This window comes from Brachybacterium sp. AG952 (assembly GCF_004362645.1).
Lineage (GTDB): Bacteria > Actinomycetota > Actinomycetes > Actinomycetales > Dermabacteraceae > Brachybacterium > Brachybacterium conglomeratum.
Genome location: NZ_SNXV01000001.1, coordinates 444,687 through 456,147, shown reverse-complemented (window position 1 = coordinate 456,147; position 11,461 = coordinate 444,687). Strand labels below are relative to the sequence as shown.

Annotated in this window: 10 protein-coding genes and 1 tRNA gene; 7 read left to right on the top strand and 4 right to left on the bottom strand. The window is 73.4% G+C overall.

Going from position 1 to position 11,461, the window contains the following annotated elements; translation table 11 throughout:
• Positions 1-111: 111 nt before the first annotated feature.
• From DEU31_RS02035 to DEU31_RS02020, 4 genes are all read left to right on the top strand, one after another.
• A complete protein-coding gene (locus tag DEU31_RS02035) occupies positions 112-225 on the top strand; it encodes a methionine/alanine import family NSS transporter small subunit (protein ID WP_133675422.1) in 114 nt (37 codons plus the stop codon).
• 541 nt (positions 226-766) lie between these two features.
• Complete coding sequence (locus tag DEU31_RS02030) at positions 767-1,633, top strand: hypothetical protein (RefSeq protein ID WP_133675421.1); 867 nt, start codon at positions 767-769, stop codon at positions 1,631-1,633.
• Positions 1,630-2,061 (top strand): phage holin family protein, encoded by a 432-nt coding sequence (locus DEU31_RS02025; RefSeq protein ID WP_133675419.1) that lies wholly within the window; start codon positions 1,630-1,632, stop codon positions 2,059-2,061. The genes DEU31_RS02030 and DEU31_RS02025 overlap by 4 nt, the downstream gene beginning before the upstream one ends.
• On the top strand, positions 2,058-2,669 hold the full coding sequence (locus DEU31_RS02020) for a DUF3618 domain-containing protein (protein WP_133675417.1): 612 nt from the start codon (positions 2,058-2,060) through the stop codon (positions 2,667-2,669). Before DEU31_RS02025 ends, DEU31_RS02020 begins: the two co-directional genes overlap by 4 nt.
• Before the next feature lie 246 nt (positions 2,670-2,915).
• Here the strand turns inward: DEU31_RS02020 and DEU31_RS02015 are convergent, their stop codons facing one another.
• The 4 genes from DEU31_RS02015 to DEU31_RS02000 all read right to left on the bottom strand — a co-directional run bounded on the left by DEU31_RS02015 (position 2,916) and on the right by DEU31_RS02000 (position 8,500).
• Positions 2,916-3,740, bottom strand: coding sequence for an energy-coupling factor transporter transmembrane component T (locus DEU31_RS02015; RefSeq protein ID WP_133675415.1), 825 nt, complete (start codon positions 3,738-3,740; stop codon positions 2,916-2,918).
• Positions 3,740-5,680, bottom strand: coding sequence for an ABC transporter ATP-binding protein (locus tag DEU31_RS02010; protein ID WP_243733671.1), 1,941 nt, complete (start codon positions 5,678-5,680; stop codon positions 3,740-3,742). The genes DEU31_RS02015 and DEU31_RS02010 overlap by 1 nt, the downstream gene beginning before the upstream one ends.
• 28 nt (positions 5,681-5,708) lie before the next feature.
• Positions 5,709-6,638 (bottom strand): cell division protein FtsQ, encoded by a 930-nt coding sequence (locus tag DEU31_RS02005; protein WP_133675413.1) that lies wholly within the window; start codon positions 6,636-6,638, stop codon positions 5,709-5,711.
• A gap of 137 nt (positions 6,639-6,775) precedes the next feature.
• Positions 6,776-8,500: an HAD-IA family hydrolase gene (locus DEU31_RS02000; protein ID WP_133675411.1), complete on the bottom strand. Its 1,725-nt coding sequence runs from the start codon at positions 8,498-8,500 to the stop codon at positions 6,776-6,778.
• 178 nt (positions 8,501-8,678) lie between these two features.
• Between DEU31_RS02000 and DEU31_RS01995 the strand changes: the two genes are divergently transcribed.
• From DEU31_RS01995 to DEU31_RS01980, 3 genes are all read left to right on the top strand, one after another.
• Entirely contained in the window at positions 8,679-9,680 is a 1,002-nt protein-coding gene (locus DEU31_RS01995) for a substrate-binding domain-containing protein (RefSeq protein ID WP_133675409.1), read from the top strand.
• Positions 9,681-9,916: 236 nt separating this feature from the next.
• Positions 9,917-10,001, top strand: a tRNA-Ser gene (locus tag DEU31_RS01990).
• A gap of 202 nt (positions 10,002-10,203) precedes the next feature.
• Entirely contained in the window at positions 10,204-11,430 is a 1,227-nt protein-coding gene (locus DEU31_RS01980; protein WP_243733669.1) for a hypothetical protein, read from the top strand.
• Positions 11,431-11,461: the final 31 nt, after the last annotated feature.

Genomic DNA, 11,461 nt, shown 5'->3' with positions numbered 1-11,461 from the left:
GCGTCGGCCCCGCCCTCGTGGCGGCCGACGCCCGGCCAGCCTCCCGTCCCGGCCGACGCCCGACCAGCCTCCCGTCCCGGCCCCACCGGCCCCCATCTCCCAGGAGCGACCATGTCCTTCTCCGCCATCACCATGATGATCGTCGCGATCGTCACCGTCTGGGGCGGCCTCGGCGCCGCCATCGTCAACATCGCCCGCCACCCCGAGGCCTCCGAGAACGACTGAGCGGCGGCGCGGGCCGCTGCAGGCGGCGCCGTGCGCCGCGCCGCCGCCCGGTCCGGAAAGGTGCCACGACTCCGGCACCTTTCTGGCCCGGGCGGCTGCCTCACCGCGGTCGCACGCTGCGCCGCCGCAGGGTCCGGGGAGGTGCCGAGGGATCGGCGCCTCCCGGGACCCTTTCCGCGTCCGAACGGATCCCCGCCGGCGCTCCGCGGACTGTCCTCGACCAGGCGGTCGCTATCCGGAAGACCAGGCCCGCAGCAGCCCGCCGAACACCCGCCGCGAAGCGTCCCATCAGCCGCTTACCGGCCACCCGCCGCGATCTCGCCGACCCTGTGACGCCCAGGTCAGACGCTAGATCGGGAGCGGACCGATTCCAGCCCCCGGCGGTCGCCGGCACCGACGACCGCGCCCATCGGCTACATCGCGCGGATGCTCACAGCAGGTCCGCCGCGCCGCCGCCCCTCCCGAAGCCGCACCGACCGACCTAGTGTTGTGGCCCCCATCACACCGTCGCGGGTGTGTTCCTAATACTGGGAGGTACGTCATGACTGATTCCTACGGTGCGCAGACCCCCTCGCATGCTCCAGACCCATGGAGCCCGCCGCCCACGCCGGGCCCCGTCGGCGGTGTCGACAGCTCCTCGTCCTCCGACCGGTCCAAGGCCGACCAGGCCAAGGGTGCGGCGCGAGAGGTCGCGACGGACGCCCAGGGCGCCGGACGCGCGGTCGCCGAGACCGCGAAGAGCGAAGCCGCGAGCGTGAAGGAGGACGCCGCCCGCGAGGGCAGGAAGCTGTGGGACGAGACCACGTCCACGCTCAGCACCCAGGCGACCGACCAGATGAACCGCGCCGCCGGCACGGTGCGCACGTTCACCGACGACCTGGGTCGCATGGCCCGCGGCGAGCAGCCCGAGGCGGGCCTGGCCACCGAGCTCACCGGCCAGCTCACCGACCGGACCGAGGCGCTCGCGACCTGGCTCGAGCACCATGAGCCCGCCGACCTGCTCGACGAGGTCCAGCGCTTCGCCCGCCGCCGCCCGGTGGCCTTCCTCGCGATCGCCGCCGGCATCGGCTTCGCCGCCGGACGCCTCACCCGCGGCGTCGCGCAGAACCACATGGACGACGACGACTCCGGCCAGCTCTCCGGCGGGCCGCGTCACGCGCCCGCCGCTCCGGCCGGCGCCGGCTACGGGTACCCGGCCACGGGTCAGGTGCCCCCGCCGCCGCTCGCCGCACCGGTCCCGCCCGTGCCGCCGGCACCACCCGCCCCGGGGGCCGGCGCACCGGGCACGCATGCCCGGCCAGGCGTTCCGCAGGCACCGCCGTACAGCGACGCGGCCACCCCGGTGGATCCGCCGCTCCCGGCCGGACCGCACCCGACCGACCCCTACGGGCAGGGTGGTAACCGGTGAGCGCGCCCTACACGCCTCCTCCGACCGATCCCGAACGCCGGGCCGAGACCGAATCCCTGGGCAGCCTCATGTCCCAGGTGACCACGGACCTGTCGACCCTGATCCGCCAGGAGATCGCCCTGGCCAAGGCCGAGCTGGCGGCGTCTGCGAAGGAAGCGGGCAAGGGCGCCGGCATGTTCGGCGGCGCCGGCATCGCCGGGCACTTCGTGCTCCTGTTCCTGTCGATCTCCCTGTGGGCCGCGATCGGCGGCACGGACGTCGGCTACGCCTGGTCCGCGCTGATCGTGGCCGTCCTCTGGGCGATCGTGGCCGGCATCCTCGCGGCCCTCGGCAAGAAGAGCATCGACGAGGTCGACGGCATGCCGCGCACCGCTGAGACCCTCAAGGACATCCCCGAAGCCGTTACCCCCTCGAAGGAATCACGATGACACAGCAGAACCCTGACCAGATCCGTGCCGATATCGAGCGCACCCGCAACGCCCTCTCGAACGACGTCGATGCCATGGCCGAGAAGGTGACCCCGTCGAAGGTCGCCCACCGCCAGGCCGACAAGGTCCGGGACGCCGTGGGCGGCGTGAAGGACCGCATCATGGGCTCCGCCGAGGGCACCGGTGCGCAGCTGTCCGATCAAGCCTCGAATGTGAAGGACTCGGTGCGCTCGGCCGCCGGCGACGCCCAGGACGCCGCCCAGCGCGCTCCGCAGCAGCTGAAGCGCAAGACGCAGGGCAACCCGCTCGCCGCCGGGGTCATCGCCCTGGGCGTGGGCTGGCTCGCCGCCTCGCTGATCCCCGCCTCCGGCAAGGAGCAGCATCTGGTCTCGCGCCTCGAGGAGACGGCACAGCCCGTGCTCGAGGACGTCAAGGACCAGGCACGGTCCGTCGCCGAGGATCTCAAGGAGCCCGCGCAGCAGGCGGCCCAGACCGTCAAGGAGTCCGCGGCCGACAGCGTCGATACCGTGAAGTCCGAGGGCCAGGCCCAGAAGGACGATGTGGTGGATTCCGCCAAGGGAACCGCCGACGAGGTCCGCAAAAGCTGAGCTCGGCTCCCGCCAGGGCCCGGCGGGCAGCTCGACCGTGCAGGTCGGGTACCGGTCGGGCCCTGCCGTGCGCCGCAGCGCGCCCGTGCTCGGCGCCGTGCCGCCGCTCCCGTCGGCCGAACCTGGCGACTCATGGCGCAGGGGCGACCACTATGCCTGTACGGGCGTACTGGTCGCCCCTGCGCCGTCTCCTGACTGTTCCGGCTCCACGAGGGCGCCCCGGGCCGCAGCCGATGGCCCTGCCTCTCACCCGAGCCAAGGGATCCGCGCGCCGAGCGGGAAGGCGGCGACGACGAGCACCGCGGTCGCGAGCAGCACGGCGAGGTCCAGCGCCGAGACGCGCAGGTAGGCCAGCCGCAGCGAACGTCCGGCGGGGTTCGAGGCACCGTAGGTGAAGCCGCGCGTCTCGAGCGCCTCGACCGTCGTGCGCACGTTCTTCGCGGTGTTGAGCATGATCGGGTAGAACGCGGTGACGGCGAGGACGCACCACTGACCCATCACCCGCCACCCCAGCAGGCCCGGTCTCTCCACCGGCGCGTGCCGCAGGCGCTGCCCCTCGAAGACGGTCACGTACTCGTCCACCAGGATCGGCAGCATCCGGTAGCCGTAGCTGACGCCGAAGGCGAGCAGCTCGGGGGCGCGGAACCACAGCAGCGCGTCGGAGAGCTTCTCCGGGTCCAGTGACACGAACGCCGCCATCGACGCCATGGAGACGGCGCCGAGCTTGAGGTTCAGCTCGGCGAGCGCGACGAGGGTGTCGAGGTTCCCGCCGAACAGGAACGAGGCGACGAACAGGCCGATCACGTTGCCGAGCAGGCCGATGAGGAACAGCCCCAGCACCAGCGGCCCCACCCGAGCGAGGGCCACGGAGACGACCCCGAGCGCGAACAGCACGAGCAGCACGCCGGTGTCATGGGTGAACCAGGGTGCGAGCGCCATCATCAGGTACCAGGCCAGCACGATCCGCGGATCCATCCGCGAGAACAGCCCGCCGCGGGTCGAGTACGCGGTGCGCAGCAGTTCGAGCCGGATCCAGTCGACGCTGAGCACGTCGTGCGTCCTGCGCGCCATCAGCGCACCTCCTTCGCGGTGGGGCCGACGGGGACGGCCGACGGGTCCGGCTCCGCGGGTGCAGACGGCGGTGCGGGCGCGGCCGGCGGGCCGGACTCCCGAGCGGCTCCCGCGGGCTCCGGCAGCCATTGCCGCAGCTCGGCCGCGGTCAGCGGCAGAGGATCCAGGCCCAACTCGAGCGCGATGCGCGCGGCCTGCGGCGGGACCAGCCGGGTGCGGGCGGTGAGCTCGGGGCGGGAGAAGAGCTCGCGCGGGGTGACGTCGGCGAGCACCTTCCCCTGGTCGAGCACGAGGACGCGGCTCGCCCAGGTGGCGACGAGCTCCATGTCGTGGGTGGCGACGACGGCGCAGCGCACGGTCTCTGCGAGCGCGGCGAGCATGGCGGTGACGTCGTCGCGGGAGCGGATGTCCAGGCTCGATGTCGGCTCGTCCAGGAGCAGCAGCGAGGGCCTCATGGCCAGGCCGATGCCGAGCGTCGCGCGGCGCTGCTGGCCGCCGGAGAGGGAGCGTCCGTCGCGGTCCGCGAGGGCGGAGAGTCCCACGTCCTCGATGATCCTCTCGACGATCGCCTCCGCGTCGGGCACCTTCCGCCCGCGCGGGAACAGGGCGATGTCCTCGCGCACGGTGTCCTTGAGGAACATCTGCTGGGGGTGCTGGTAGAGGTAGGAGACGTGGTCGGCCATCTTCGCGGCCGAGCGAGTGCGAGTGTCGATCCCGTCGACCGTGACGGTGCCCGCGCGCGGCACGATCAGGCCGGTCAGCAGCTTCATCAGCGTGGTCTTGCCGGCGCCGTTGGTGCCGACCAGGGCGATGCGCTCCCCCGCGCGCAGGTCCAGGTCGAGGTCGTCGAGGACGGTGGAGAGCCCGCCTGCGACGGAGCGGTAGCCGTGGCGGACGCCGCGCAGCGTCGCGACGATCTCGGCGGACGCGACGGGCGCTGCGGGCGCAGCGGGCGCGTGCTCGGCCCCGGCAGTCTGGTCGGCGGTGTCGACGACGGGCGCGGGATCGGCGCCCTCAGGGGCGTCGGCCCCCGTCGGCCGCTCCCCCGTCGGCCGTTCCCGCACGACGGGCCGCAGGGCCGCGGCGGCGGAGGGGACGTCGAGCGCGACCGGCCGCGCACCGGCCGCGGCCGAGAGCGCAACCGCGTCCGGGGCGGGGACCCCGTGGGCGGCGAGGTCCGCGTGGCGGTCCATCGCCTCCTGCACGGGCAGGTGCCAGACGGGCGCGCCGTCGGCCATGAGCACCACGGAGCGAGCGAACTCCGCGATGAACTCGGCGTGGTGCTCGATGGTGATCACGGTGATGCCGTCGCGCTCGTTGAGCTCGCGCAGTCGCAGGTAGATCTCCCGCGCCCGGGCCGGGTCGAGCTCGGCGACCGGTTCGTCGACCACGATCACCTCGGGGCGCAGGGCGAGCACCGCGGCGAGGGCCACGAGATGGGACTGGCCGCCGGAGAGCTGCCAGACGAACTGGTCGCGCAGGTGGGCGATGCCCAGGTGCTCGAGGGCCTCGTCGGTGCGCTCGCGGTAGTCAGCGTGACCGAAGTTCAGGGGTCCGAAGGCGACCTCGTCGCGGACCGTCGGACGCACCAGCTGGTTCTGGAAGTCCTGGTAGACGTAGCCGACACGGCTGGAGAGCTCCGCGACGGACGAGTCCCAGGTGTCGACCCCGTCCACGTGCACGGACCCGGCGAAGTCGCCGCTCCAGTAGTGCGGGACGAGGCCGTTGAAGGTCTTGCACAGGGTGGTCTTGGCGGAGCCGTTGCCCCCGACCACCGCCACGAAGTCGCCCCGCTCGACGGTGAGGTCGACGTTGCGCAGGGTGTCTCGGTCGGTGCCCGGGTACCGGAAGGACAGGTCCTTCACGCGGATCACGGGGTCCGCCCGCCTGTCGCCGGCGGGTGCCGGGGCGGGAGCGGTGGTCGGGGGAACGGTCTGCATCAGGGTCTCCGAGGTCGGGGGTCGCCGCTCAGGCGCGGTCGGCGGTCCCGCGCGAGGCCTGCGCCCGGCGGAAGAGCAGGATCGCGATCCCCAGGACCACGGCGATCGCGAGCACGGAGACGAGGAGGAACCAGTCGCCGAACCGGTCGATGAAGTCGGGCTCGAAGGCGCCGGCGGAGATGTCGAAGGCCTCGAGGAAGGCGAAGCCGAAGCTCGCCACGCCGAGCAGCACCGCGAAGCCGATGAAGGTGCCGGAGAGGCGGGCCTGGCCCGGGATCGGCTCGCCGGGGACCCGGGGACGCATGCCCATCAACGGCTCGATCTTCCCGTGCAGGGCCGGGATCAGCCACATCGCGGGGATCGCGCCGAGCAGGATCCCGGACATCAGCACGTCCACGCCGAGGCCCAGCAGCTCCAGCGCCAGCATCGACTCGGGCAGGCCCTCGACGAACTCCGCGTCCTCCACGCCGATCCAGACCTTGGAGAGGTCCACGATCGCGGAGAGGATCTTGTCCACGAGCACCAGCACGATCGCACCGAGCGCGATCTGGCCCCGGGAGCGCGGGTTGCGGATCAGGGAGCCGGCGAGGAACACGGCGAGGAACATCTGCAGGAAGCCCTCGACCTCGGCGAGGCCGGAGAAGTCACCCATCAGCAGGTCGGTGAACACGATCTCGCCGAGCGGTGCTCCGAGCGCGGCCCAGAACGGGGAGAACAGCGCCGCGATCGTCAGCGGAACGAACACCATGTAGGACACGGAGACGTCGACGGGGCCGATCGAGGGGTCCGGGATGATCTCCAGGATGATGTTCGACAGGCCGAACAGCGACATCGACAGCACGAAGATCATCAGCTTCTGCGAGGTGGACAGCTGGACGCTGCGCACCCCGTCGATGGTGCCGCGGAGGGTGCCGCGGCGCTCGTCCTCGGCAGGACGGGGAGGGTTCTGGGTGGTCACGGGAGGCTCCTTCGAGAGGTTCGGGGCGTGCGGGGGCGGTGAGGGCCGGCGGACGGGACGGACTGCGGCCGAGGGAGCGGGTCGCAGGGACGGTCGGCGAGGGGACGGGGGACGACGACGCCGCGGGGACGCCGGGATCAGGGGGCGGGGTGCGCACCCGCCGCGGCGGGCGTCCGCGCGGTCTCGCGCAGGCGCTCGACGAGCAGGTCGATGAGCGCGTCCGGGGAGTCGAGGACGTGGTCGGCGAAGCCGCCCGCGAGCGCCCGCGCGAGCTCCTCGTCGGAGTCCTTGCCGCCGCGCAGCAGGCAGACGGTGCCGATGCCGGCGCCCTTCCCGCCGCGGCCGTCGTTGACGGACTTGTCGCCGACGTAGAGCACGTCGGCGGGGTCGGCGTCGAGCCCGGCGAGCGCGGCCTCGAAGATCTCGCGGCCGGGCTTGCGCACCCCGACCTCGTCGGAGTACGCGGAGGGGCCGAGGTCAGCGAGCACGCCGTAGCGCGCGAGGATCTCCCGCACCCCGCGGCCCGAGATCGTGTTGGAGACGATGCCGACGACGATCCCCTGCTCGCGGCACCAGCGGATCAGCTCGAGCGCCCCGGGTCGCGGCGCGGGCACGGACTTCGCCCGGTGCAGGGCGAGGGAGAACTGCGCGCCGTCCAGGCGCAGCGCGGCGCGCAGCGGCTCGGGCAGGCCTTCCCCCACGAGGTCGCCCCAGAGCACGGCCGGATCGATCTCGTCGTGGCGGTGCGAAGGGTCGGCGGAGGTGTCGCGGGCGCGCTTGCGGGCGCGGTGCCGTTCCCACCCCTCGGCGACGGCCCGGGCGGCGGTCTCGAGTTCGATCGGGTGGCCGATCCGCTCGGAGAGGGCGACGATCAGCGCGCCGACCTCCTCGTCCCGGGCAGGATTCGGGGTGGACAGCGTGATCACGCCGCCGTGGTCCAGGAGCACGGCGGGCCGGCCGCGGCGCGAGGGGGCGGGTGCGGCGCCGGCCGAGGCGGCCGCCGACGACGGCGCTGCGGCCGCTGCACGATCGAGCGCGGCGCGCAGCGGGGCGATCAGCCCCTCCGGGGTCTCGAGCACGAGATCGGGAGCCTCGGCGATGCGAAACGGCGGGGTGTCGGTGCGTCGGTCGCGGGTGATCACCACGGCGCCGACCCCGGCACGGCGCGCGGCGACCACGTCCCGGTCGAGGGTGTCGCCGACGTACCAGGCCTGCGGCAGGGCGACGCCGAGCCCCTCCGCGGCCAGGCGGATCATGCCCGGGTGCGGCTTGCGGATCCCGACCTCGTCGGAGTACACCTGCACGCCGAAGAAGCGGTCCAGCCTCAGGTCGGCGAGGATCGCGCGGTGGGCCCGACCGGAGTGGGCGTTGGAGACGATCCCGAGGGGGATCCTGCGCGCGGCGCACTCGGCGAGCAGCTCGTCGATGCCCGGGCGCTGGTGGTGCTCGGAGACCAGGGTCGCCATCGTCGAGAGCAGCTCGCCGGCGTCGAGGGCGAGGGTGCGCCGCACCGGGTCCGGGAGATCGGCGAGGAGGAAGTCGCCCACGATCTCGGCCGGGGCCAGCTCGCGCGGGGCGAGGCGGCGGGAGGCGGCGTTCTTCCACATCGAGAGGGCGGATCGCCCGGCGCGCAGCGACTCCGCGACCGAACCTGCGTCGAGACGGGCGCCGAGCGTCGCGGCCCGGGCGACGACGTCCTCGGCGAGCTCCTGCGACCAGGTCGCCCGGGAGACGGTCGTGACGACCACGCCGCCGAAGTCCAGGAGCAGCGCCGCGGGGGCGGGCAACTGCGGGACCCCGCCCGCCGCGGGGAGCGGGACGGCCGGGACGGCGGGATCGAGAGTGCGGGGCGCAGTGATCACAGAGGTCCTTCGACGGGGAGGAGCGGGGGCGGCGCGGGGCCGGTGATCTCGACGCTAGGCGGCATGGGGGCGCGCCCCGTGAACGGAGGGTGAACCCGTCGGCACGCCTTTGGGTCCGGGACTGAAAACCTTCAGATCCGCCGGTCAGGACCGCGCTCGGAGCTGATAGACCGGTCTCGTGACCGCCCCTGGGAAGCGCCCGAGCCTGGCCGATGTGGCGCGCGCGGCGGGGGTCTCCTCTGCCGCCGCGTCGATGGCGCTGAACGAGCGGCCCGGCATCGCGCCGGCGACCAGGGAGCGGGTGCGGGAGGCCGCACGGCGGCTCGGCTACGGGCGGCGGAGGCGGGCGACGACGCTGTTCGGGATCCTGCCGACGGACCTCGGGAATCCGTACCACACCGACGTCATCGCGGGCATCGAGGCGACGGCGGAGGCGCTCGGGGCGGGGGTCGTGATCGCCCACGGCAGGCGGGACACGGCGCACACGGAGCGGCAGCTGCAGCGCCTGCTGGACCTCGAGGTGGACGGGGTCATCGCGGTGACCACCTGGCTGCCGCCGGAGGCGCTCGAGCGGGCGGCCCGCTCGGTGCCGGTGGTGGTGATCGGGCGGATGCAGGACCCGGTGCCGGGCACCGATGCGGTGATCACCGACGACACCGCCGGCGCCGCGCTCGCGGTGCGGCATCTTGTCGCGGCCGGTCATCGCCGCCTCGCCCACGTGACCCTGTCCTCGCGACCGGGTCCCGCCGCCCGGCGCACCGGGTTCCTCGCCGAGACGGCGCGGCTCGGGCTCGCCGATGCGGTCACGGTGATCGGTCCGGACTCGGCCGACGAGGGCATCGACCTGCTGCTCCGCGCGCTGCGGCGCGGCGCCGAGGAGGCCCCGACCGCAGTGTTCGCCGCCAACGACATCGCCGCGGTGCGGGTGCTACACCGCGCCGCCGATCTCGGGGTGGCGGTGCCCGAGCGGCTCAGCGTGGTGGGCTACGACTCCTCCGCCGTCGCGCTCACCGTCAGGCCGCACCTGACCAGCGTGAACCAGCCCCGGCAGGAGATGGGGCGGATCGCGGCGCGGATGCTGCAGGAGCGACGCGAGGGCCGTCGCACGGACTCCCGCAGCATCGCCGAGCCCGTGCTGCGCCTCCGGGACTCCACCGGCCCGGCCCCTGCCTCGCGATGAGCGTCGATCACAGGCGCATGGCGTGCCGCTGCGCTTATCCAGGCGCAGCGGCACGCCATGCGCCTGCACCTGACCATCGCTGTGCGATCGCGGGCCGGGCGGAGAGGCGAGAGCGGCGGGCGCCGGCTCGATGCGGCCGCGACGGCCGCGAGGACGGGCTGAGTGTGACGTGCGCCCGCTCGGTTCGCGCAGGCCTGCACTCTCAGGTACTCTGATCATCGCTCTTCACGAGCGCTGGAGGATTCGCCTAGCGGCCTATGGCGCACGCCTGGAACGCGTGTTGGGTTAACGCCCTCGGGGGTTCAAATCCCCCATCCTCCGCCGGAGAAAGACCCCTGACCAGCGAGTTCACTCGCCGGGCAGGGGTCTTTCCGCATGTCCGGCCGGTGCAGCCGCGCCGCCGGGGCGCCGAAGGGGTCCCCTCTCCCCCGCGCATGGAACGGTCTTCCCTGGGCGAGATGCCCGGATATCCTGCACACCAGCAGTGCGGTGGCAGTGCGGCGGCGAAGACGAGGGGGACCAGATGTCGAACGCAGGATGGGGAGGCCCGGGGGACGGGGCCGGCCCGCAGGGACAGGGCCAGGGCGGGCCATGGCAGGGCGGTCCGCAGGGTGGCCAGGGCCAGGGCGGACCGCAGGGCGGCGCACCCCAGGGCCCGTGGCAGTCGCCGCAGTGGCAGCAGCCTCCGTCGCAGCCGCCCCAGGGCCCCGGCTACGGACAGGCCCCCGGCGTGCAGCCTCCCGCACCGCAGCGGAAGCGGCCGTGGGCTCTGCTCGCCGTCGCGGCGAGCTGCATCCTCGCGATGATCCTGGTGGTGGGCGGAGGGATCACCTTCCTCGCGCTGAACCGCGGGGGTCCGGAGCCCGTCGCCGGCGATCCCACGACGTCGTCGGAGTCGATCGAGCCCAGCGATTCCGAGGCCACCTCCACCGAGGAGGAGACGCCGACGACCGAGGCGTCGGACTACTCGGAGTTCCGTGTGCTGGGTCTCGGGGAGTTCCCCGAGGCCACGCCCGAGGAGCTCCTGGGCGTCATGCAGGACAACCCCCTCACCGAGGGCGGCCTCCCGGACGTGGGCAGCTGCGACCTGCCTGCCACCCCGACCGCTCCCTCCCAGGAGCAGCTCCAGGCGGTACTCGAGGCGGCCTCGGGATGCCTGAACCAGGTGTGGTCGGTCGCGAGCTCCGACCGCGGGCTGCCCTGGACCGCGCCCGACGTGGTCGTCTACACCTGGCCGGACGTCCCCTCGTCCTCCAGCTGCGAGGCGGACACCTTCGCCGAGGACTTCCCGCGGATGTGCAACCTCGACTCCACGATCTACTGGCCGCTCGGCTACGGCACCGGGACGGATCTCGAGGACGAGGCGCACGTCCCCGGCGCCTACCTGTGGGACCTCGCCTACATGTACTCCAACGCCGCCAGCTGGAACAGCACGCTGGTGTTCTACCAGGGCGAGCTGCGCAACCAGTACGAGAACACCGATCCGGAGTCGTTCGACGACGCCTGGCGCCGCAACTCGCTGCAGTGGATCTGCTGGGCCTCGGCCGCGTCGATGCAGGTCCCCAGCGCCGCGCAGCCCAGCCAGGAGCTGCGGGACGCGCTCGGCTCGCCCGACGCCTGGGAGGCCGGGGAGCCGCCGAACGACATCACGCCGGAGAACCGGGCGCGCTGGATCTCGGCGGGCTTCGACTCGGGCGGCGACCTCGCGAAGTGCAACACCTGGACGGCGGAGACCGAGACGGTCTCCTGACCGGACGGCTCGGGCACGGCGCCGGGCCTCT